Source organism: Pelomonas dachongensis (assembly GCF_043555865.1).
GTDB lineage: Bacteria > Pseudomonadota > Gammaproteobacteria > Burkholderiales > Burkholderiaceae_C > Pelomonas > Pelomonas dachongensis.
The window spans coordinates 557,966-580,247 of the sequence record NZ_JBIGHY010000002.1 but is presented as its reverse complement, the minus strand read 5'-3'; the positions used below and the strand labels follow the sequence as shown (position 1 = coordinate 580,247).

13 protein-coding genes and 2 tRNA genes are annotated in these 22,282 nt (G+C 71.0%); 11 read left to right on the top strand and 4 right to left on the bottom strand.

Annotated features, from left to right (window positions below):
• Positions 1 to 40: 40 nt before the first annotated feature.
• From ACG02S_RS07205 to ACG02S_RS07165, 9 genes are all read left to right on the top strand, one after another.
• Positions 41 to 304 (top strand): TIGR04438 family Trp-rich protein, encoded by a 264-nt coding sequence (locus tag ACG02S_RS07205; protein ID WP_394469762.1) that lies wholly within the window; start codon positions 41 to 43, stop codon positions 302 to 304.
• A gap of 72 nt (positions 305 to 376) precedes the next feature.
• Complete coding sequence (gene lgt / locus ACG02S_RS07200; protein WP_394469761.1) at positions 377 to 1,183, top strand: prolipoprotein diacylglyceryl transferase; 807 nt, start codon at positions 377 to 379, stop codon at positions 1,181 to 1,183.
• 1 nt (position 1,184) lies between these two features.
• A complete protein-coding gene (dnaQ, locus tag ACG02S_RS07195; protein WP_394469760.1) occupies positions 1,185 to 1,913 on the top strand; it encodes a DNA polymerase III subunit epsilon in 729 nt (242 codons plus the stop codon).
• Positions 1,914 to 1,945: 32 nt separating this feature from the next.
• Positions 1,946 to 2,020: transfer RNA gene (locus ACG02S_RS07190), tRNA-Val, on the top strand.
• An 88-nt stretch (positions 2,021 to 2,108) separates the two neighbouring features.
• A tRNA-Val gene (locus tag ACG02S_RS07185) sits at positions 2,109 to 2,183 on the top strand.
• 226 nt (positions 2,184 to 2,409) lie between these two features.
• Positions 2,410 to 4,026 (top strand): ShlB/FhaC/HecB family hemolysin secretion/activation protein, encoded by a 1,617-nt coding sequence (locus ACG02S_RS07180; RefSeq protein WP_394469759.1) that lies wholly within the window; start codon positions 2,410 to 2,412, stop codon positions 4,024 to 4,026.
• A gap of 11 nt (positions 4,027 to 4,037) precedes the next feature.
• On the top strand, positions 4,038 to 9,098 hold the full coding sequence (locus ACG02S_RS07175; protein ID WP_394469758.1) for a YDG domain-containing protein: 5,061 nt from the start codon (positions 4,038 to 4,040) through the stop codon (positions 9,096 to 9,098).
• A gap of 89 nt (positions 9,099 to 9,187) precedes the next feature.
• Entirely contained in the window at positions 9,188 to 9,790 is a 603-nt protein-coding gene (locus ACG02S_RS07170) for an OmpA family protein (protein ID WP_394469757.1), read from the top strand.
• Between the two features lie 17 nt (positions 9,791 to 9,807).
• Positions 9,808 to 10,773 carry a hypothetical protein gene (locus ACG02S_RS07165; RefSeq protein ID WP_394469756.1) on the top strand — a complete coding sequence of 322 codons (966 nt, stop codon included), beginning with the start codon at positions 9,808 to 9,810 and terminating at the stop codon, positions 10,771 to 10,773.
• A gap of 4 nt (positions 10,774 to 10,777) precedes the next feature.
• On the opposite strand, the gene ACG02S_RS07160 is transcribed toward ACG02S_RS07165, so the two are convergent.
• The 4 genes from ACG02S_RS07160 to ACG02S_RS07145 all read right to left on the bottom strand — a co-directional run bounded on the left by ACG02S_RS07160 (position 10,778) and on the right by ACG02S_RS07145 (position 18,419).
• Positions 10,778 to 11,773 (bottom strand): HD-GYP domain-containing protein, encoded by a 996-nt coding sequence (locus ACG02S_RS07160; RefSeq protein ID WP_394469755.1) that lies wholly within the window; start codon positions 11,771 to 11,773, stop codon positions 10,778 to 10,780.
• Entirely contained in the window at positions 11,770 to 14,796 is a 3,027-nt protein-coding gene (locus ACG02S_RS07155; RefSeq protein ID WP_394469754.1) for an MHYT domain-containing protein, read from the bottom strand. The genes ACG02S_RS07160 and ACG02S_RS07155 overlap by 4 nt, the downstream gene beginning before the upstream one ends.
• A 172-nt stretch (positions 14,797 to 14,968) precedes the next feature.
• The gene (fdhD, locus tag ACG02S_RS07150; RefSeq protein ID WP_394469753.1) at positions 14,969 to 15,769 is read right to left on the bottom strand and encodes a formate dehydrogenase accessory sulfurtransferase FdhD; all 801 of its coding nucleotides are present in this window, start codon (positions 15,767 to 15,769) and stop codon (positions 14,969 to 14,971) included.
• Positions 15,770 to 15,812: 43 nt separating this feature from the next.
• Positions 15,813 to 18,419, bottom strand: coding sequence for a chemotaxis protein CheW (locus ACG02S_RS07145; RefSeq protein WP_394469752.1), 2,607 nt, complete (start codon positions 18,417 to 18,419; stop codon positions 15,813 to 15,815).
• Between the two features lie 231 nt (positions 18,420 to 18,650).
• Between ACG02S_RS07145 and ACG02S_RS07140 the strand changes: the two genes are divergently transcribed.
• The gene (locus tag ACG02S_RS07140) at positions 18,651 to 19,268 is read left to right on the top strand and encodes an FMN-binding negative transcriptional regulator (protein ID WP_394469751.1); all 618 of its coding nucleotides are present in this window, start codon (positions 18,651 to 18,653) and stop codon (positions 19,266 to 19,268) included.
• A 117-nt stretch (positions 19,269 to 19,385) separates the two neighbouring features.
• Positions 19,386 to 22,280: a M16 family metallopeptidase gene (locus tag ACG02S_RS07135; RefSeq protein ID WP_394469750.1), complete on the top strand. Its 2,895-nt coding sequence runs from the start codon at positions 19,386 to 19,388 to the stop codon at positions 22,278 to 22,280.
• Positions 22,281 to 22,282 lie beyond the last annotated feature (2 nt).

Here is a 22,282-nt window from a genome sequence, read left to right as displayed (position 1 = left end):
ACAGTGACCGCAAAGATACCTGATGTGAAGGAGATGCCGCATGGCATTCTTGTTGATCGGCCTCGTGATGCTGGTATTGCGGCTTGGGGGATGGGTGGAATTCCACAAGGATCCGTTCTGGGCCTGGGTCATGGTCGTCACGCCGTTCCTGCTGGCGGCGCTCTGGTGGATGTGGGCCGATGCGTCCGGCCTGACCAAGCGTCGTGCGATGAACGAGATGGAGGCCAAGAAGGCGGCGCGGCGCGCGCAGCAGATGGAGGCGTTGGGGCAGGCGCCCCGCGGCAGCAGCAAGCGGCGCCGCTGACGCGGCCGCGCCGGCAACGGCCACTTCTTGGCGGCTGGCTATGATGCCGGCCGCTTCGCTTCCTCCCGAGCCATGCTGGTTCATCCGCAGTTCGACCCCATCGCCCTCCGCCTGGGCCCGCTGGCCATCCACTGGTACGGCGTCACCTACCTGATCGCCTTCGGGCTCTTCCTGTGGCTGGCCAGCCGCCGTGTGCGCATGCCGCAGCACGCCGCTGTCGGCTGGACCCGGCAGGATGTCGACGACGTGCTGTTCTACGGCGTGCTCGGTGTCGTGGTGGGCGGACGGTTGGGCTACTGCTTCTTCTACAAGCCCGACTACTACCTCCATCACCTGGCCGAGGTGTTCGCGGTCTGGAAGGGCGGCATGTCCTTCCATGGCGGGCTGCTGGGCGTGCTGTTCGCGCTGTGGGTGTTCGGGCGCAAACGCAGTCGCAGCTTCTTCCAGGTGTCGGACCTGATTGCCCCCTGCGTGCCCACCGGCATCATGGCCGTGCGGCTGGGTAACTTCATCAACGGTGAGCTGTGGGGCCGTCAGGCGCCGCCGGACCTGCCGTGGGCCATGATCTTTCCACAGGCCAACGACGGCCTCGCCCGGCATCCCTCGCAGCTCTACCAGGCGGCGGGCGAAGGCTTGCTGCTGTTCGTGATCCTGTGGCTGTACGCACGCAAGCCGCGCGCAACCGGGCAGATCTCCGGGGTGTTCATGATGGGCTACGGCGCGTTCCGCTTCATTGCCGAGTACTTCCGCGAGCCCGACGATTTCCTCGGCCTGCGCGCGCTGAACTGGAGCCAGGGCCAGTGGCTGAGCCTGCCGATGGTCCTCGTCGGCTTGGGCATTTTCGTCTGGGCTACTCGGCGCAACGAGCGCCCCGCGTGACATGAGACAGATCTTCTTCGACACCGAAACCACCGGATTGGAGGCCGAACGGGGCGACCGCATCATCGAGATCGGCTGCGTGGAGATGGTCAACCGGCAGTTGACCGGCAACAACCTGCATCTCTACATCAACCCCGAGCGCGCCAGCCACGAGGACGCGCTGCGCGTGCACGGGCTGACCGAGGCCTTCCTGTCGGACAAGCCCAAGTTCGCTGAGATCGTCGACCAGTTGCTAAATTTCCTGGCCGGCGCCGAACTCGTCATCCACAACGCGCCCTTCGACATCGGCTTCGTCAACGCGGAGCTGAAGCGCCTGAAGCGTGGCGTGCTGACCGACCACGTCGGCGGCGTGCGCGACACGCTGTTGATGGCGCGCGACCTGTTCCCCGGCAAGGCCAATTCGCTGGACGCGCTGTGCCGTCGGCTGGAGGTGGACAACACCAAGCGCGTGCTGCACGGCGCGCTGCTGGACGCGGAACTGCTGGCCGACGTCTACATCCGCCTGACGCGTGGCCAGGACGCCCTGCTGGTGGACGACCACGGCGACAACGCCGCGGGTGATGCGATGGCCACCGTGGAGGCGGTCGACCTCAGCCGCTTCGAGCTGCCCGTGCTGCTGGCCAGCCAGGCCGAGAGGGCGGCACACGCCCAACTGCTGGTCGACCTCGACAAGGCCGCGGGCGGTTCTTGCAAATGGCGAGTTCTCGAAGTCGCTGAACCCGTGGCATAATCGCGGGCTTCGCGAAAGCCGGATGCATTTCAGGGCGGTTAGCTCAGCGGTAGAGCACTGCCTTCACACGGCAGGGGTCGCAGGTTCGAACCCTGCACCGCCCACCACGAACTCAGTTGAATCAACTGACTCGGGTGGACCCTGAAAACCGGCTGGCGGGAAGAGACCAAGAACCGGTCGAGGTTGTTTTTGATTGGGCGGTTAGCTCAGGGGTAGAGCATCACATTCACACTGTGGGGGTCGGGGGTTCGAAACCCTCACCGCCCACCAATCAAGAACCTTACGGAACCCGGCGCATGCCGGGTTTGTCTTTTCTGGGCCGCCGGGTTCGCTGACTCACCCCGGTTCGTTGTGATGACGAACGGCTACGTTCCAGGATGTCCGCGAGCAATTCGCCGGTCATCGACCCGGCCCATGCCGCCCCGCGCCCCCGCTTTCGGGGGGAGGCGGCCAGGGCTCTTGTCGCATCGGGGCGGTGGATGCCGTCTGTGTGTGGATGCACAAGACGTTGCTCCACAGGGTTGCGCTTTCAGCGCTGTTGTTCGCGGGGTTGCCGCAGGTCGGCACGGCCTGGGCGCAGCCCGTCGCCGAGACTCGGGTCGGGGTACGGGAATTCCGCGTCACGGGCAACACGCTGTTGCCTCAGCCTCGCATCGACGAAACACTGGCACCGTTCAAAGGTGAGCGCAGCCTAGCGGAGCTGAAGGCGGCAGCGGCCGCGCTGCAAGCGCTGTACCGTGACGCGGGATACGGTAGCGTCATCGCTTACCTGCCACAGCAAAGCGGCCCTGCCGGCGTCGCGACGATTGCGGTGCTGGAGGGGCGTCTGCGCCGCGTGGTGGTCATCGGCCACAAGGCCGTGGGCGAGGCGGTCGTGCGGCGCAGCCTGCCGTCGCTGGCCGAGGGACTGACGCCGCAGCTGCAGCGCATCGATGCGGAAGTGCAGCTGGCCAACGAAAATCCGGCGCGCCAGGTGGCGGTGTCGCTGGAGGCCGGCGCCGCGCCCGGCGATGTGGACGCGAATGTCAGCGTCACGGAGTCGTCGCCGAGCACCTGGACGCTGGGTCTGGACAACACCGGCAACGCCGGTACCGGCCGCCTGCGGGCCCATGCCGGCTATCAGCGCGCGGGGTTGTGGGATCTCGACCATGTCCTGTCGCTGCAGTTCCAGACGGCGCCGGAGAAGCTGGATTCCGTGCGCGTGTTCAGCGCCAGCTACCGCGCACCGCTGTACGGCGCTGGCCTGATGCTGGACGCCTTCGCGGCGTACTCGGATGTCGACGGCGGAACCACCTCGACGGTGGCCGGGCCGCTGCAGTTCAGCGGCAAGGGCGAGGTGGTCGGCGTGCGGCTGGGCGGGCAGCTGCGGCGCAGCGGCGAGCTGGTGCAGCGGCTGGCCTTGGGACTCGACCACCGCGCTTACATCAACGACTGCGCCATCTCGGGCCTGCCGGCGGGCGCCTGCGGCTCGGCGGGTGAGAGCGTCGCCGTGCGGCCGTTGTCGCTGGACTACCAGATGCAGTGGGCCGGGGACGTGCCGCTGGCGCTCCAGCTGACGCTGGCGCGCGGCCTGCGCCTGGGTGGCCGCCATGCCGACGCCGCCAGCTTCAACGCGGTGCGGCCCGGCGCGCTGCCGGACTACACCAGCCTGCGCGCCAACGGCTCCGCGCAGATCCCGCTGCCCGGTCAATGGCAAGTGGCCCTGCGCGGGCAGGGCCAGCTGAGTTCAGGCGCGCTGGTGCCGGGCGAGCAGTTCGGCGTGGGCGGCAGCACGGCGGTGCGCGGCTATGAAGAGCGCGAGGTGAGCGGTGATGCGGGCGTGCTCGGTTCGCTGGAACTGATGGGGCCGAACCTGACCGGCGGCGTCTTCACCGCGGTGGAGCAGTTCCGCCTGCTGGGCTTCGCCGAGGCCGGACAGGTGTGGAACCGGCTCGGCACGCCGTGCCGGGGCCTGCAGACCCGCTGCAGCGTTGCGGCCGTGGGTCTGGGCGCGCGGCTGGGCGGCAACGGCCTGCAAGTCAGAGTCGACTGGGCGCTCGCGCTCAAGGACGGCGTGAGCACCTCACGCCACGATCAACGCCTGCACCTGCAGGTTGCCTACAGCTTCCACTGAAGCCCGACGCCATGAAGCACTCCTCGTCTTTCGGTCCGCGGCATCTGAAGATCCGCCCCCTGGCCGTGCTGCTCGCCGTGGCGTTGCTGCCGCTGGCCCACGCGCAGACGCTGCCCACGGGGTTGAACGTGGCGGCGGGCCAGGCCAGCGTCCAGGTGAATGGCGGCCAGATGACCGTCACGAACTCGTCCAACGCGATCCTGAACTGGCAGAGCTTTTCTGTGGGCGCCGGCAATGGCGTGCATTTCGCGCAGCCCAGCGCGGCCAGCCAGGTGCTCAACCGCGTCACCGGCAACGACCCGTCGGCCATTCTCGGCAGCCTGTCCAGCAACGGCCGCGTGTGGCTGCTGAACCCGAATGGCGTGCTGTTCGGGCAGGGCGCGCGAGTCGATGTGGCGGGGTTGGTGGCGTCCACCCTCAATCTCGGCAACCAGGACTGGCTGGCCGGCCGCTACGCTTTCGCCAGTGCGGGTGCAGCGGGCAGCGTCGTCAACCAGGGCGAGTTGCGCACCAGCCTGGGCGGACGGGTCGCGTTGCTGGGCGGTTCGGTGGAGAACCATGGGCTGATTAACGCCCCGGGCGGGCAGGTGGTGCTGGCGGCGGGCCAGAGCGTCGAGTTGCTGGACACGGGCGCGCCGCACCTCAGCGTGAAGGTGACGGCGCCGCAGGGCGAGGCCCTCAACCTAGGCACGCTGACGGCGGCCGGCGGGCGCATCGACGTCCACGCCGCTGCGGTCAACCAGCGTGGCATCGTGCGGGCGGACAGCCTGGAGCGGGGCCCCGCGGGCGAGATCGTGCTGAAGGCCAACGAGCGCCTCAGTCTGGCGGCCGGCAGCGTCACGGCTGCCGACGGCCAAACGGGCGGGCGGGTCACGCTGCTCGGCCGCGAGGTCGGCCTGTTCGATGACGCCAACGTCAGCGTCAGCGGCCGGCTCGGCGGCGGCGAGGTGTTCGTCGGCGGCGGGCTGCAGGGTCGCGACGCCCGCCTGCCCAACGCGCGGGCCGTGTTCTTCGGCCGCGATGCCGCCATCCGCGCGGACGCGCAGGAGCGCGGCGACGGCGGTCGCATCATTTTGTGGAGCGACGCCGCCACCCGCGTGTTCGGCACGCTCAGCGCCCGCGGCGGGTCGGTCGCTGGCAACGGCGGCTTCATCGAGACGTCGGGCGGCTGGCTGGACGTGAGGCCGCGCTTGCTGGACGTGACGGCGCCGCGCGGGCGGGCCGGGAACTGGCTGCTGGACCCCTACGACATCACCATCGAGGACGATTTCTACGGCGGCTCCGGCTATGGCTACGACGCGAACTTCACCGCCACCAGCGCCAACGCGTACATCACCACGGACGCGCTCAATGCCGCGCTGGCGACCGGCGCGCACGTCACGGTGTCCACGGGCGGTACCGGCGCGGGTACGCAGTCGGGCACGATCAACCTCAACGGCGCGACGATCGGTGGCTCCGCCTGCGGCAGCACCACCTGCCAGCTGACGCTGCTGGCCGACGGCGACATCATTGCCACCGGCTTTTCGTCCATCAGTGGCAACTTCTCGGAGGTGCGCCTGCGCGCCGGCGACGAAGGATCGATCACGTTCGAAAACGCCTCCATCGACATTACCGGGCGTATCCGGGCAGAGGCGCGCAGTGTCACACTGGAGTCCGATGCTTGGTTCAGGTCGGGCAGCAGCGGCGATGCGATCGTGATCAGCAATGGCAACCGCCCCCTCTCGTCGTTCAACGCTTTCGTCACGGAAGGTCTGCCCCTGCTGGTCACCAATGGCCGCTGGATCATCTGGGCCACCGACCTGGACAGCGAAGGCTTCTTTACCGGCGACCTGGTCAACAACTTCACGCGCTACGGCGCCACCAGCCCGGCCGCTTGGACCGGCGATGTGGGCAACGGCTTCGTCACCGATGCGACGCGCGTGGCCACAGTGACGGGTTCGGCTGCCACCCGCGCGTACGACGGCACACGCAACGCAACCGTCAGCGGGCTGGGCTACGCCATCGAAGGCGGCGGCATCACCGCGTCGCTGAATGGCTCTGCCTATGCGCTGTTCGACTCGAAGAACGTCGTGCCCGGCCCGAGCGCGTCGCCCGTCGCGCAGGCGGTGTACTTCTACGACGACAACAATGCGTCGCCGTTCCAGTTCACCGACAGCCAGAGCAGGCCTGTCTATGGCCTGACGATCGACACGTCGATCTCGGGCGTCATCACGCCGAAGGCCGTGACGGCCGGCCTGTCGGGCGCCGACAAGGTCTACAACGGCAATGTCGCCGCCGCGCTCACCGTGGGCGCGTTGAGCGGTCTGGTCGGCACCGAGACGCTCGGCGTCACGGCGCAGGGGCAGTTCAATGACAAGAACGTTGGCACCGGCAAGCTGGTGACGGTGACCGCCACGCAGGTCAACGACGGCACCAACGGCGGGCTCGCGCAGAACTACGCGCTGGCGCTGCCGCTGTCGCTGAGCGGCGACATCACGCCGCTGTCGGTGTCGCTGACCGGGCTCGCCGCCAACAACAAGGTCTACGACGCGACGACGCTGGCGACGATTGGCGGCACCGCCAGCGTGGCCGGCGTGGCGGGCGACGCGCTCGGCGTGTCTGCTGGCCAGGCGAACTTCGCCGACAAAAACGTGGGCCAGGACAAGGCGGTGACGCTGAGCGGCTTCACGCTGACCGGTGCAGACGCCGGCAACTACAGCCTGCAAGTGCCCACGACGCTGAGCGCGGACATCACGCCTCTGTCGGTGTCGCTGAACGGGCTCATCGCCAACAACAAGGTCTACGACGCGACCACGCTCGCCACGCTGGCGGGCACCGCCAGCGTGGCCGCGCTGTCGGGCGATGCGCTCGGCGTGTCGGCCGGGCAGGGCAGCTTCGCCGACAAGAACGTGGGTCAGGGCAAGGCGGTGACGCTGAGTGGCTTCACGCTGACCGGTGCAGACGCCGGCAACTACAGCCTGCAACTGCCCACGACGCTGAGCGCGGACATTACGTCGCTGTCGGTGTCGCTGACGGGGCTGCTGGCCAACAACAAGGTCTACGACGCGACCATGCTGGCCACGCTGGCCGGCACTGCCAGCGTGGTCGCGCTGCCGGGCGACCGGCTCGGCGTGTCGGCCGGGCAAGGCAACTTCGCCGACAAGAACGTGGGCCAGGGCAAGGCGGTGACGCTCAGCGGGTTCGCGCTGACCGGGGCGGACGCCGGCAACTACAGCCTGCAGCTGCCCACGACGCTGAACGCCAACATCACACCCGCCACGCTGGCGATCACCGGCCTGACGGCCACCGCCAAGGTCTACGACGGCACGCGTGCGGCGGGTCTCGGCGGCACGGCGGCCATCGCGCCGCTGGGCGCCGATCAGGTGAGCCTGGGCGGCAACGCGCAGTCGTCCTTCGCCGACGCCAACGTGGGTGCTGCCAAGGCCGTGGCCGTCAGCGGGTTCACAATTTCCGGCGTCGACGCCGGCAACTACGTGCTGCAGCAGCCCGCTGGCCTGAGCGCCGCCATCACGCCCGCCACGCTGCGCTACGTGGCGCAACCGCTGTTGGTGTTCGTCGGCGACCCGATGCCGCCGGCCACCGGTCGTGTCGAAGGCTTCGTGGCTGGCGAGACGCAGACGAGCGCCACCACCGGCACGCTGGGCTTCACCCCGGCCGTCGCCAGCAGCCTCGCGCCCGCGGGCAGCTACGCCATCATCGGCGGCGGCCTGCAGGCGGACAACTATGTGCTGGTGCAAGACCCCGGCAACGCGCAGGCGCTGGTGCTGGCAGGCCCGAACCCGGCCACCGCGGACAACCAGGCCGGTACGGCCGCACTGACGCAGTCGCTGCAGACGGTCACACAGCCGCCTCCTGCGCCTAGCCCGCTGAGCAGCGGCGTGCTCGACCTGACGCTGCCACCGGCGCCCGTGCCACCGACACCGGCCGGCAGCGCGGGGCGCGAGCTGTTCGGCGAGGTCGACGTCAGCGGCAGTTCGCCGGCGCAGCTCCAGAGCATCCTGAATGCGCGGGACAACTACAAGCGCACGCTGTTCGCGGATGCGACGGCGCGCCTGGAGAAAGACCCGACGCTGGCCGACCTGCCCCCTTGCGCCAGCGTCGCGGCGGCCGAGTCGGGTCAGTGCCTGATCACCGCCGAGATCAAACGCGAGGCCCAGGCGCAGGGGCAGGGCGCAGCGGTCGCCTCCGCACCTGTCGCGCCTGTGCCGGTCGGGCGGCCGGCTGCAGCGCCCGAGGCGGCGCCCGCTGTGCCCACCGTCACGGCGCCACCTGTCGTCGCTGCGGCCCCGGCGCCGCTGGCCTCGCTGTTCAGCAAGCGGCGCGTCAAGACGGCCGCGTTGCCGCAGATCGAGCGCAAGCTGGCCCTGCTGATCGGTGTCGACCAGTACGCCGACGCCGAAATCCCCCAGCTCGGCAACGCGGTGGGCGATGCACGCGCCGTCGGCGGGCTGTTCGAGAGCAAGCTGGGCTACGAGACCGTTGTGCTGCCCAACGCCAGCAAGCAGGCCGTCGTCAGTGCGCTGAACCGGCTGGCGCTGGAACTGGGGCCCAACGACTCCGTGACCATCTACTACGCCGGCCACGGCGCGGTCGTCGACGCCACGGGGCAGGGCTACTGGCAGCTGGCCGACAGCAACGCGAAGCGGCCCGAAACCTGGCTGTCCAACGCCGACATCGCGCGCCTGATGAGCCAGATCGGCGCCTCGCAGGTGGCACTCATCTCCGACAGCTGCTACTCCGGCACGCTGGTCAGCGGCGAGCGCATCCGCACCACGCCCGGCACGGTGGACCCCGGCCAGGTGCTGGCGCGGCGCAGCTTGGTCGTGATGTCCTCGGGCGGCAACGAGCCGGTCTTCGACGACGGCAAGCAGGGCCATTCGCCGTTCGCCTTCAGCCTCATGAAACAGCTCGGCGGGCTGGGCAACTGGCAGATGGGTGGCAACGTCTTCGAGCGCGTGCGCTTCGCAGTGGCGCGTGAGCTGCCGCAGCGCCCGCAGTACGGCACCCTAGCCGGCCACCAGAGCGGTGGCGACTACCTGTTCGAGCAGCGCCAGCTCGACATCCGCCCGTGAGGCCGCGGCCAGCCCGCCGCAGCGCCGGTATCAGCGGGTGGGATGATGGCCGTGCGGCCCGTCCCGCCCATCGTTTAGAAAGGAAAACCATGCAGATCACACGCACGAACACCCTGACGACGGGGCTCGTGGGGGCCTTGTTGCTGATGCTGGCTCTGTCCGCGCCGGCGCAGGTGGCGTCGCCATCGGCCGCCGCCTCAGCCAATCCCGTGCTCAAGGGCGCCCAGGTGACGGAAGACGCCCTCGTCGACGCGCTGGCCATCGAGCCGGCCAACACGGGTGCCAGCGGCGCGATGCGGGGCTTCCGTCCGGCGAGCAAGCCGGGCGGCGCGCCGGTGAAGGCCGGGCCGGGCCGCGCGAGCCTGCTGATCACCTTCGCGACCAACTCCACTGAACTGGCCGGCGAGACGCAAGGTCAGGTCGACACGCTGGCGCGCGCGCTGCAGTCCGACACGCTCGCGGGGTTCTCGTTCCGCGTCGAAGGGCACGCGGATGCACGCGGTGATGCCGGCAGCAACCAGCGGCTGTCGCAGCTGCGTGCCGAGGCTGTGATGGCCTACCTCACCAGCAAGCACGGCATCCTGCCCGAACGTCTGACCGCCGTGGGCAAGGGCTCCAGCGAGCCCATGAACGCCGCGCGCGTGGACGCGCCCGAGAACCGCCGGGTGACCATCGTCACCGTGCGCAACTGACGGCGGAACACGTTCGCGTGTCGCCGCTGCGGTCGAGCTGGCTGGGCCGGGCGGGCGTTGCGCTCGTGCTTGGCGGCGTGGTGCTGCTGGGGTGGCGGATGTGGCGGCCGGCCGTGACGCCCGTCGCCACTGCCGCTGCCGCTGATGTGCCCGCCGTTGCCACCGTTGCCGCCCATGCCGCATCCGCCGCGCTGGAACTCCCGCTGGCGGGCGCGGACGAACTGCTCGCCGAGGTCGACCGGCGGGACTGGCTGGTGCGCCGCTGGCGCGAGCAGCCCGCCGTGGTCGTGATCCAGTTCCCCAGCTTGCTGGCGCAGGGGCAGGCACTGAACCGGGCCGCCGCGCTGCTGGAAAAGGGGCGGGGCAGCCGTGAGCGAGTGCTGCACGACGCGCAGCTGCGCGCGCTGGAGGCGGCCAGCGGCGACAACATGGCCAGCTTCTTCCTCGGTCACGACTACCGCGCCGAGGGGCTGGCGCGCTTCTTCAGCCTGGCGCAGGCCCAGAGCGTCGAGCTGAACGGCGGCGAGCAGCGGCTGCTTGACCTGCTGCTGCGTATCGGCCTGATCACGGCGCGCCCCGGCGCGTCGGCTGGCTATGCCGGTGATGCTGACGCAGCGCTCGTGAGCTTCAGCGCTCCGCAGGGGGACGATCCGTACACGCCGCCGGACGAGAGCATGGACGCGGTGCGGCGCGCCTCCGTGCTGCATCACGAACTCAGCCACGGCCGCTTCTTCGCCGATGCGGCCTACCGCGAACACTGCTGGCGTTTCTGGCGCGAGCGCCTGACGGAGGCGCAGAGGGAAACGTGGCGCCGCTACCTCGATGCCACAGGCTACGACCGTGGCAACGAGGAGCTGATGGTCAACGAAGCCCAGGCCCTGCTGATGCACACGCCCGACACGCGGGACTTCAACGCGGCCAGCCTGGGCATCGCGCCGCAGGACCTGGCAGCGCAGGCGGCGCGCTTCTCACCGCAGCGCTAACCGCTCAGCCGGCTTCCAGGAAGCGCTCGCGCACCTCCAGCACGGCCGGCAGCTGCGAGATGAACAGTTCAACCAGCCGCGGGTCGAAGTGGCGCCCGGTCTGTTCGCGCAGTAGCTCCACGGCCTTTTCGACCGGCCAAGCCGGCTTGTACGGGCGCACGCTGGTCAGCGCGTCGAACACGTCGGCGATGGCCACGATGCGGGCCTCCTCCGGAATGCGCTCGCCGGCCAGGCCTTCGGGGTAGCCGCTGCCGTCCCATTTCTCGTGGTGGGCCAGCGCGATGCGGCGCGCGATGGCCAGCAGGCCGGTGGTGTGCTCGCCCAAGATCTCCGCGCCGATCTGCGGGTGGCGTTTCATGACCTCCCACTCGGCATGGTCCAGCGGACCGGCCTTGCGCAGGATGGCGTCGGGGATGCCCAGCTTGCCGACATCGTGCATGGGCGCGGCATGCAGCAGCTCCTCGGCCTGGGCCTCCGAATAGCCGGCGGCGAGGGCCAGGATCTGGCTGTAGTGGCTCATGCGCAGCACGTGCCAGCCGGTCTCGTTGTCCTTGTACTCGGCAGCGCGGCCCAGGCGCTGCACGATCTCCAGCCGGGTCGCGCGCAGCTCGTCGGCGCGCACCAACGACAGGTGCGTGCGCACACGGGCACGCACCACGGGCGGGCTGATGGGCTTGCTGATGTAGTCCACCGCGCCGGCGTCGAAGCCCTCGCTCTCGTCCTGGGAGTCGGCCAGAGCGGTGACGAAGATGACCGGGATGCTGCGAGTGGCGGCCTGTGCCTTCAGCGTGCGACAGACGTCCAGGCCGGACAGGCCCGGCATCATGATGTCCAGCAGGATGAGCTGCGGCGCCTCGCTGCGCGCCAGCTCCAGCGCCTTGTGGCCGTCGCGGGCGAACAGCAGCCGGTAGTGCTCCTGCAGCACCTGGCGCAGCACCTGCAGGTTGGCAGGCTCGTCGTCGACCAGCAGCAGCTTGGGGCGGGCGTCAGGGGCGGTCATCGCGGGGCTCCCGTGGCGGCCAGGCGGCGCAGTTCGCGCAGCGCGGCGTCGAAATCGAACTCGTCCAGTGCAGCGACCAGGCCGGCACAACGCGCGGCGCCCAGGTGGGCGCTCAGCTCGCGCACGGCGGCATCGTCCAGCTCGCCATGGCGCAGCGACTGCTCCAGCCGCTGCAGCAGGTCCGGCGGCACGCTGCCCGGGACCGCAGACCGGGCCGGCGGCGGCACGGCATCCAGCGGCATCGGCGAGCTGGCCGGCGAAGCCTCGCCGATGTCGGCAATGGCCTGCAGCACCTCGTCCAGCGCGGCAACCAGCGCTGTGCCGCCGTTCAACGCCCGCTCGTGCAGGCCCAGTCGCAGGTCGTCCTCTAGCGGCCGGGCGGCGGCCAGCAGGCGCGGCAGGGCCAGGCTGCCGGCCACGCCGCGCCAGCGGTGGGCAAGGGCGCGGGCCTCCAGCCACTGGCCGGCGCGCAGCAGCGCCAACAGGCGCTGGCCGCCGTCGGCCTGCTCGGCGGCGAAGCGGCGCAGCGCGCGTCGCCAGGCGCTGGCGTGGCCCCAAAGCTTGACGGCCTGCGCGCAGTCCAGCACGGCCGCGTCGGGCATGCCTTCGTCAGGTGTCCGGTCGTCGGCAGCAGGTGCGTGGGCGGGCGCCAGGCCCAGCACGCGCGCCAGCTCGGCGCGCAGCCGCATCGGCTCCACCGGCTTGGCGGAGAAGCCGTCCATGCCGGCGGCCAGCGCGGCCTGGCGGTCTTCCTCCAGCACGCTGGCCGTCAGCGCGATGACGGGGGTGCGCGGCCGGCCGTTGGCCAGCTCGAACTGACGGATGCGGCGGGTCGCGCCGAGGCCGTCCAGCTCGGGCATGTGCACGTCCATCAGCACCGCGTCGAATTCCTGCGCGCTGAAGGCCTGCAGCGCCTCCAGCCCGTTGGCGGCCACGCTCACCTGGTGGCCGTCCTGGCCCAGCAGCAGCTGCAGCAGCTCGCCGTTCTGCGGCACGTCGTCGGCCACCAGCAGGCGCAGCGGTGGCAGGCTGATGGACGCCTCGTCCTCGCCGGCGATGCCTTGCACCGCCTTGCCGGCCGGCAGCGGCAGCCAGACGTGGAAGCAGCTGCCCTGGCCCAGCGTGCTCTCGACCGTGATGCGCCCGCCCATGCGCTCGACCAGCTGGCGCGAGATGGTAGTGCCCAGGCCCGTGCCGCCGAAGCGCCGCGTGGTGGAGGCATCGGCCTGCGCGAACGGGTCAAAGATGTGCTCGATGCGGTTCGCCGCGATGCCGATACCGGTGTCGATGACGACCAGGTGGATCTGGCCCGCCTCGTGGCGCATGCGCAGCGTGACGGCCCCCTGCTCGGTGAACTTGATGGCGTTGCCGACGAGGTTGACCAGCACCTGCTGCACCCGCAGCGGGTCGCCCTGGAAGAAGCGCGCCTCCTCGTCGGGGTAGTCCAGCTGCAGCACCAGGCCTTTGCGCTGGGCGCCCAGGCGCAGCGAGTTCAGCGTCTGCTCGCAGACCGCGCGCAGTGAAAAGTCCAGCCGCTCCAGCTCCACGGCGCCCTTCTCCAGCTTGGCGGTGTCCAGGATGTCGTTCAGCAGCCCCAGCAGCGAACGCGCCGAGCCGCGCACGGTGGTCAGGTACTTTCGCTGGGTGTCGCTCAGCGTGGTGTCCAGCAGCAGCTCGGTGAAGCCCAGGATGGCGTTCATCGGCGTGCGGATCTCGTGGCTCATGTTGGCCAGGAAGGCGCTCTTGGCGACCACCGCCGCCTCGGCGCGCTCCTTGGCGTCCTCCAGCTGGCGCTGCAGGCGCTTGGCATCGCTGACGTCGACGATGACGCCGTCGATCCACTGCGGCTTGCCGGGCGCGGGGCCGATGCCGCGGCCGGACTCGGACACCCAGCGCTCGCCGCCGTCGCGCGTCATCAGTCGGTACTCCAGCGCGTAGGCCGCGCCGCTCAGCATCGCGGCGTCGACGACGCCGTTGACGCGCTCGCGGTCGGCGGGATGCACCAGCTCGCCGATCTGCACACGGCCGGCCAGGAAGTCCTCGGCGGGCCAGCCGCTCAGCGTCTGCACCGCGTCGCTGACCAGCACCATGCTCCAGTTCGCATCGATGTTGCTGCGGAAGGTCACGCCGGGGCTGTTCGCCATCAGGCTGCGGTACTGCTGCTCGCTGTTGCGCAGCGCCTGCATCGTGGCCTGGACGCGTAGCTTCTCCTCGCCCAGCTCGCGGTTCAGCGCGCGGTAGCGCAGCAGCCCGTTGGCGCCGGCGGTGATCACGCTGATGGTCAGCGTCACGATGGTGATGGCCAGCGCCAGGTAACCGCCGCTGTCGGCGTCTAGGCAGTACTCGTCGGGCACGCCAACGAAGCGTGCCGCCGCCATCGCCGTGTAATGCATGCCGGCGATGGCACAACCCATCACCAATCCTCCGAGCGCGATGGCCACCGCCGGGCGCACGCGCCCCTGCAGCCCGAAGCGTATCCACAGCGCCAGCATGGCCAACAGCACGGCGACGACGATGGAGGCCGCGAACCACAGCGGGTCGTAGCGTAGCTGCACGCTCATCTGCATGGCGGCCATGCCCATGTAGTGCATCGCGCCGATGCCCGCACCCACCAGCACGCCGCCGGTCACCCAGCTCCAGTGTCCCAGCTCGCGGCGCGACAGCAGCGACAGCGCCACACAGGACGCCACCAGTCCCGGCAGCATGGACAGCAGCGTCCACCCGGCGTGGTACTCCACCACCGTGCACAGCTGGAACGCGAGCATGCCGATGAAGTGCATGGACCAGATGCCGCCGCCCATGGCCACGCTGCCGCTCGCCACCGTCATGCGGCGCGCGCCCGGCGTGCTGCTGCGCGACGCCATGCCGGCCAGCTGCAGCGCCAGCGCGGACGTCAGCGTCGCCACCAGCAGCGACAGCAGCACCTGCCAGGGCTGGTGGCTGCCGACCAGCAGCGCCGTGGGGGCGCCATCGCGGAAGAGGAAGAAGTGCTGAAGAAGAACGTCGAACTGCACCGAAAGCATCAGATGTGAGGGGCAGCGTCATGTTGCCGCGTCGCTCTTGCCGGCGGTGCGCCAGGGCGTGTGCGCCAACCGCTACAACGGGAATAGTTGGAGCAACCGGGCACTGCCGCAGCCCGGTCGGCGAGACCGCCCCGCCACGCCCGCGTTCCGCGGTGCGAGGCGGGCCACGCGTTCACGCGTAGCGCGTGGCGCGCCCCTCGCGCACGAAGGCCCACAGCTGCAGCCCCAACTGCTGCGCCGTCGCGATGGCCAGGCTGGTGGGTGCCGACACGCAGGCGAGCAGTCCCACCCGAGCCATCGCGGCCTTGTGCACCAGCTCATGGCTGGCGCGGCTGGACATCGCGACGAAGCCCGGCCCTGCCGGCGGCTGCAGCCGCGCGCGGGCGCCGAGCAGCTTGTCCAGCGCGTTGTGGCGGCCGACGTCCTCGCGCGCCAACAGCAGCCGGCCGTCCGGCGCGCACCACGCGGCGCCGTGCAAGCCACCGCAGCGCGCGTTCAGCACCTGCGCGCCGGGCAGCGCAGCCATCGCGCGGGCCAGCGCCTCGACATCGACCGCCAGCGCCTGCACGGGGGCGGGCTGCAGCGATGCGAAGTCGGCCAGGCTTTCCAGCCCGCACAGGCCGCAGCCGGTGCGGCCGGCCAGCTGGCGGCGGCGTAGCTTCAGGCCCTGCTCGCGCGCGGCGGTCACGCGCAGCGCCAGCTCGATGCCGTCGACGCGGGTTGCGTCGACCTCGATGTCCAGCAGCTCGCCGGGCTGCGCGATCCAGCCCTCGGACAGCGCGAAGCCCAGCGCGAAGTCCTCCAAGTCGGCCGGCGTGGCCAGCATGACGGCCTGCGACACGCCGTTGACGGTCAGCGCCACAGGCAGCTCGACCGCGACCTCCTCGTCGGCCGCGCCGCCCACCGGGCGCAGGCGCAGCAGCGCTTCGGACGTGACATGCACGGGAGGCGACAAGTCGGTGTCGAGTGGCATGGCCGGCATCATAGGAGGGCGGTTCGACGGCTTCGGCGCCGATTCAGGGCGAGGGCAGTGCCAGGGCGCGCGGCTCGGCGCCGATGCCTGGGGCGATGCCGAGATGGGCCCACAGGTCCTCGGGCTGCAGCAGCGTCAGCATGCGGTGCGACGACGCATCGCCGCCGCGCACCAGCCGCGCCCGGCCGCCGGGGCTGGGCAGGGCCTGCGCCGCGGCGACGCCGAACACAGGCCCCAGCTCGTCCACGCGCACCGCCAGGCCCTGGCCCTGCGCGTTGCGGCAGATGACGACGGGCGCCTCGCTGCCGTTGCTGGCGCGGCCGTAAAGGGCCAGCCCCAGGTCGAGCACCGGCAGCATGCGGCCAGCGTGCTGCAGCATGCCGATCAGCGCGCGCGGGGCGTTGGGCAGCGAGGTCAGGCGCGGCTGCTCGACGGCCTCCACCAGCAGGCCCGCGGGCAGGCCCAGCCATTCACCGGCGACGCTGAAGGCGGCGATGTCCAGCCGTTCGGCGCCCGCCTGCGCTGGCGGGGGCGCGAAGCCGGCATCGGCGTCGCCAGCCGTTGCCGCGGCGCGCGGCCCCAGCGGCAGCAGCAGCACGGCCGCAACGTCCTCGGCCGAGGCCGACTGGCCCTGCCGGTACTCCCGGTATCCCTGCGACATCGCGATGCCGGCGGCGAACACCCAGCCGTCCACGTCCAGTTCCGTGCGCAGCGTCTGGCCGGCCGCCAGCGTGGCCAGCAGCGCGGGCTGCAACGGTGCGGCGCTGCCGGCCGGCCAGCGCGCATCCGCGCTGGCGACGACGCGGCCGTCGCGGGCGACGAACAGGCCGACTGGCGCGCTGGCGCCGTCGCTGCCCTTTTGCATGTCGGCCAGCGCGTCCTGCAGCATGGCGGCCAACTGGGGCGCGCCGTCGAACACGACGGCGATGCCGCCGACGACGTGGCCGGCGTGCTGCAGCGAGGTGGCGTAGACGTAGGTGGGGCGGGCCGAGTCGCTGCCGACGGCGCCGGGCGTCTGGTACAGCGGCGTGGCCTCGTGGCGCGACACGACGTGGCGCTCGGGGTCGCGCAGCGCCAGTGCGGCGGCCGCCCACGACGCGTTCAGCGGCTTGCCCACGTGGTGGGACTGCGCGGGGTCGGACACCGCGACCACGCGGCCCTGCGTGTCGTAAACCAGCAGCAGCGAGTAGACCGTGTAGAGGCTGTTGATGTGCTGCAGCACCTGCTGGGCCTCGGCGGCGGCAGCGGCGGCCTGCGGTGTCCCCTGGGCGGCCAGCGCGCGCTGCAGGCGCACGTCCAGCGCCCACCAGCGGCAATCGTTGGCGCGCTCGTAGAGGTTGCGGTCCATGATGTCGATAGCCAGCCGGGCCTGGAACAGCGCGGTGTCGAACACCGTGGCCATCGCCGAGCCCTGCAGCTTGGCGATGGCTTGCTCGAACACCTCGCGCAGCTGGCCGCCGGTGCGTTGCACCTCATTGAGCAGCGTGGTGGCGAACTCGGCCGAGCCGGTGCCGGCGTCAGCCTGGCCGTGGCTGCGCAGCTTGCCGTTCCACAACGTGCGCGACAGGTTGCGCTGGATGCGGCGCGCCTCCCGCGGGATGTCCTGCAGTTCGGTGTCGAACAGGCGTCGGGTGTCCAGCGACTCGCCCAGCGCGCGCAGCGCGTCGTCGGCCGCCTCGTCGTCCTCGAACGCCCATTCCAGCGGCGTCAGCACGCAGGCCTGCCAGCCCGGCGGGCCCATGTAGCCCTCGTAGCCGCTGGCGCTGGCGGCGACGCACAGGTAGTCGCGGCCGGCGAACACCAGGCGCTCGCCGCGGCTCGGCAGCCGCGCGCCCACCGGCAGCTGCCAGGGGTCAGAGCTTTGCAGCACGCGGTGGCCGGCGTCCAGAAGGCAGATGACGGCGCGTTCGTCGTCGCCGGCCAGCAACTGGCGGAACACGGCGGCCATCTCGTCGTCCAGGCGGAAGCTCAGGCACAGCAGCCCGATGACGTCGTCGGCGCCGCCGGGCGCACGCAGCGCGCGGGCGTAGACCAGGGCCTCACGGCCGCCCAGCAGCGCGGTGACGCCGTGGCGCTCGAAGTAGGGTGCGTCGGCGGCCAGCGCCTGTGCCACCCAGGGCTCCTGGCAATGCGTCAGCGTGATGCCGTCGTCACGCCTTGCCAGCACCTCGCCGGAGGGTGACAGCACGACGATGTCGTCGTAGACCGAGTACTTGGCCGTGTAGTCGGCAAACCGCGCCTGCAGCGCGGCGCGGCTGTCGGCGTGGTCCGGGTCGGCCGGGTCCAGCGCGGCATGGGCGCACAACGGGCCGTCCGAGGCGAGGAAGCCCACGTCGGCGGTGCGCTCGAACAGGTTGCGCACGAGGATGTCGATGGCCACGCGGGCCTTGCCGTCCATGCGCTGCAGCGCTCGCGTGCGCAGCCGACGCGCCAGGCTGTCCAGCAGCGTGGCGGTGAGGTCCTGGAATGCGGTGCGGGTCTGCGCGATGTCGGTGGCGGTGCCGCTCATCTGGCCCAGCAGCGCCAGGCTGTCCCAGACCCCCTGCAGCCTTAGCAAGGCCTCGCGATGTTCATCGACCGACGCCATGCGCCGCAGATAGGGCGCCACTTCCGGGCTGAAGGGCAGTCCCTTGTGCCAGACCTTGTTCATCGCGAGTGGTTCTCCGCAACCAGTTCGGAGGACCGACAGGCCTGTATGGATCGCACGCAGGCCCCGGTCACCCCGGGGCGGCAGCATGCCGCAGGCGGAAGCGCCTACTGCGCTGGCGACGGAGCCACGCGCGCAAGGCGTCACGGAAAGGCGGTTTGCCGCCCGTCATGCACCAGCCTGGACCTGCTGCGCGATGATGCAGCGCCGTCCGCACCCCCACCCCCGACCGCCGTGTACCTGCCGAAGCACTTCGCCTCCAACGACCTGGGCCATGCGCTGCAATTGGCCGCCGAGCATCCGCTGGCGTTGCTGCTGGGACCGGATGCGCAGGGGCAGGGCTTCGGCAGCCACCTGCCGCTGGTGGCGTCCACCGAGGGTGACGCGCTGACGCTGGAGGGACACATGGCCCGTGCCAATCCGCACTGGGGCTGGCTGCAGCAGCAGACCACGCTGCTGGCCGTGTTCAGTGGGCCCAGTGCCTACGTGAGCCCACGGCACTACGACAGCCTGCAGAACGTGCCTACCTGGAACTACGCCGCGCTGCATGCCTGGGGCGCCATCGAACTGATCGATGGCGCGGCCGACAAGGACGCGCTGCTGAAGCACCTCATCGGCCGCTTCGAGCCCGAGTACGCCGAGCAATGGCGCGGGCTTCCCGAGGCCTACCAGCACAAGCTGCTGGGCGCCATCGTGGGCTTTCGCATCCGCGTGACGCGCTGGGAGCTGAAGCTCAAGTTGAGCCAGAACCGCGCGGCGACAGAGCGGCAGCGCATCCGTGACGCGCTGGGCGCGTCCGTGTCGGCCGACGACCGGCGGGTCGCCGCCTGGATGGCGCGGCTGGAGGATTGAGTCGGGCCCGAGCTGCCGGTGAATATTGACCGGCAATCGCTCACCCGCCTGATTCGATGCCGCCCGGCCCGCGCGCTACCGTCCGCCCGCCATTCGGCAGCACGCACGAGAACGCCAATGAACGAGACAAGCCACCCGCGCGAAGCGCGCCGCCTTACTCTGGCGCTGGCCGCCGCGCTGATGCTGGCGCTGTCGGTACCGCTGGCGCTGGCGGAGGCCGCGCGCGCCGCGCCTGCGGCCACCCGGCTGGCGGACACCGGCCCGCGCTGGGGCTTCGAGCTGTCGCAGCGCACGCCGGACCCCGCCGTGCGCTTTGGCCGCCTGCCCAACGGACTGCGGTACGCCCTCCAGCACAACGAGATGCCCAAGGACGGCGTGGCCATGCGCATGCGCATCGGCTCGGGCTCGCTGCAGGAACGTGATGAGGAGCGGGGCTTGTCCCATTTCCTGGAGCACATGGCCTTCCGGGGCAGCACCAACGTGCCGGACGGCGAAGTGGTGCGCAGGCTGGAGCGCCAGGGGCTACGCTTCGGCGCCGACACCAACGCGTCCACGGGGCTGGACCAGACGATCTACCACTTCAACTTCCCCAGGGCCGACGGCGCCGCGTTGGACACGGGGCTGATGCTGTTCCGCGAGATCGGCGACCGGCTGACGCTGGACCCGCAGCTCATCGAGCAGGAGAAGGGCGTCATCCTGGCCGAGGAGCGCGTGCGCGACCTGCCGACCCGGCGCGCCGCCATCGCGCAACTGCAGCAGCCGCTGGAGGGCACGCGGGTGGCGCAGCGGCTGCCCATCGGCCGTACCGCGGCAGTCCAGGCCGCCACGGCCGAGCGCCTGCTCCGCTACTACACGGCCAACTACCGGCCCGACAACGTCACGCTGATCGTCGTCGGCAACATCGACGTGGATGCGGTGGAGCGCCAAATCCGCGAGCGCTTTGCCGACTGGCGCAATGACACGCCGCCGGATGCGCCCGACCTGGGCGTCGCCACGCCGACGCGGCCCGTCGTCGAGTACGTGGCCCCGGACGCGCCGAGCGCGCTCACGCTGACGTGGCTGCGCCCGGTGGACGTGCGCCCGCACACGCCGGCGGTGTCGCGCGAGCTCCTCGTGCAGGGCCTGGCCGTCAGCGCGCTCAACCAGCGTCTGAGGGATCGTGCGCAGCAGCCGGGCAGCCCCTTGCTCGGTGCCGCGGCCAGCGTGCAGGCGTCGGTCTACGGCGTGGCCGGGATGGCCCAGCTGGCGGTGCAGGCGCAGCCCGGGCGCTGGACCGACGCGCTGGACGCGGCGGTGGCCGAGCTGCGGCAATTGTTGGTGCATGGCGTGACGCAAGACGACCTGCAGCGCCTGCTGCCGGGCGTGCGTAGCCAGATGCAGACCCGCCTGGCCCAGGAACCCACGCGACCGCACGCGGCCATTGCGGACCGGCTGCTCGCCGCGGTGCATCCGCACGCGCCATACATGAGCGCGCAGCAGGCGCTGGCCGAGACGGAGCCGCTCCTGGCCGCGCTGCAGCCCGAGGAACTGACGGCCGCGCTGCGCCGCAGCTTCGGCGAAGCGCAGCCCCTGCTGTTCCGCAGCGACAAGTCCGGCGCCTTCGGTGTCGACCAGGTGACGCAGCAGCTCGTGCATGCGATGACGCGGCCACTCGGCGAGCCAGTGTCCGTCGCGGTCACGGACTGGCCTTACATCGACTTCGGCCTACCTAGCGCCATCGTCACCCGCACGCAGGACGCCGAGCTGGGCACGACGAATGTGCGGTTCGCCAACGGCACGCGGCTCGTCATCAGGCGAAGCACGGTGCACAAAGACCGGGTGGACGTGCGGGTGCAGCTGGGCCAAGGGCGCGCCGGCATTGCTGCCCGGGACTGGCACACCATCTGGGCCCTGGGCTACGCGCTGCCGATGGGGGGCACAGCGCAGCGATCGGCGGCGGAAATCCGGCAGTGGCAGCAGCGCAGCGGCCAGCGCATCCAGTTCAGCTTCGGGGTGGGGCAAGACGCGTTCACGCTGTCGGGCACAACCCGGCCCGCGGACCTGCTGGCCCAGCTGCAATTGCTGGCGGCGCACGCCCGCGATCCCGGCTTCCGCCCCGAGTTCGGCGAGAAGCTGCCTGCGCTGGGAAGCTCGCAGGTGGCTTCGCTGGAGGCGCAGCCCGCGGCCGTGCATGCGCGCGAGGTGGCGCGGGTCATGAACCGCGGCGATGCGCGATTGGGCATCCCGCCCAGCGCTGCCGACGTGCGCGCCACGCGGGCCGGCCAGCTGCCTGCCATCCTGAAGCCGGCGCTGGCCGGCGCTGCGGACATCGTCATCGTCGGCGACCTGACGGAAGAGGCGGCCATCGCCGCGGTGCAGGCCACCTTCGGCGCGGGCGCCGAGCGGCCCCGGCAGCCGCGTGCGTTGCTGACGGCCGAGCTCGTGGTGGGCGGTGCGACCCATACGGTCCATCACCGCGGCCGGGCGGACCAGGCGGTGCTGGGCTGGTACTGGGCCATGCCCGACCACTGGACGGACCCGTCGCTGTCGTACACCGGCCGTGTCGCGGGCGCGGTGCTGCAGGCCCGGCTGATGGACACCGTGCGCGCCAAGCTGGGCATCAGCTACTCGCCGCAGGCGGCGGCAGGCGGCTCGCTGAACGTGCAGGGTTCGGGGCGCCTCTTCGCCAACATCGAAACGCCCCCAGAGAAGTTCGAGGCGGTCCGCGAGCTGCTGCGCGCTCAGTTACGTGAGCTGGCCGACCAGCCCGTCAGCGCGGACGAACTGCAGCGTGCCCGGCAGCCCCGCGTGGAGAGCGTGCTGAAGGAAGCCGAGAGCCCGCTGTACTGGGTCAACCGCCTGGCGCGCATCCAGGTGGAGCCGCGCATGAGGGACGAGATGCGCACCGAAGTCGCCGGGCTGCAGGCCGTTACGGCGGAGGGCGTGCACGCCTACTTCCGTGACCACATCGTGCCGCGCCCGCCCGTCGAGGTGGTGGCACGCGCCGCGCCACTGGCGGTCGCCGCAAAGTAGCG

Excerpts from the sequence above, each read along its gene's own strand:
- ACG02S_RS07205 (WP_394469762.1), top strand. The coding sequence starts at position 41 with ATGGCATTCTTGTTGATCGGCCTCGTGATGCTGGTATTGCGGCTTGGG.
- lgt (WP_394469761.1), top strand. The coding sequence starts at position 377 with ATGCTGGTTCATCCGCAGTTCGACCCCATCGCCCTCCGCCTGGGCCCG.
- dnaQ (WP_394469760.1), top strand. The coding sequence starts at position 1,185 with ATGAGACAGATCTTCTTCGACACCGAAACCACCGGATTGGAGGCCGAA.
- ACG02S_RS07180 (WP_394469759.1), top strand. The coding sequence starts at position 2,410 with ATGCACAAGACGTTGCTCCACAGGGTTGCGCTTTCAGCGCTGTTGTTC.
- ACG02S_RS07175 (WP_394469758.1), top strand. The coding sequence starts at position 4,038 with ATGAAGCACTCCTCGTCTTTCGGTCCGCGGCATCTGAAGATCCGCCCC.
- ACG02S_RS07170 (WP_394469757.1), top strand. The coding sequence starts at position 9,188 with ATGCAGATCACACGCACGAACACCCTGACGACGGGGCTCGTGGGGGCC.
- ACG02S_RS07160 (WP_394469755.1), bottom strand. The coding sequence starts at position 11,773 with ATGACCGCCCCTGACGCCCGCCCCAAGCTGCTGCTGGTCGACGACGAG.
- ACG02S_RS07155 (WP_394469754.1), bottom strand. The coding sequence starts at position 14,796 with ATGCTTTCGGTGCAGTTCGACGTTCTTCTTCAGCACTTCTTCCTCTTC.
- fdhD (WP_394469753.1), bottom strand. The coding sequence starts at position 15,769 with ATGCCACTCGACACCGACTTGTCGCCTCCCGTGCATGTCACGTCCGAA.
- ACG02S_RS07145 (WP_394469752.1), bottom strand. The coding sequence starts at position 18,419 with ATGAACAAGGTCTGGCACAAGGGACTGCCCTTCAGCCCGGAAGTGGCG.
- ACG02S_RS07135 (WP_394469750.1), top strand. The coding sequence starts at position 19,386 with ATGAACGAGACAAGCCACCCGCGCGAAGCGCGCCGCCTTACTCTGGCG.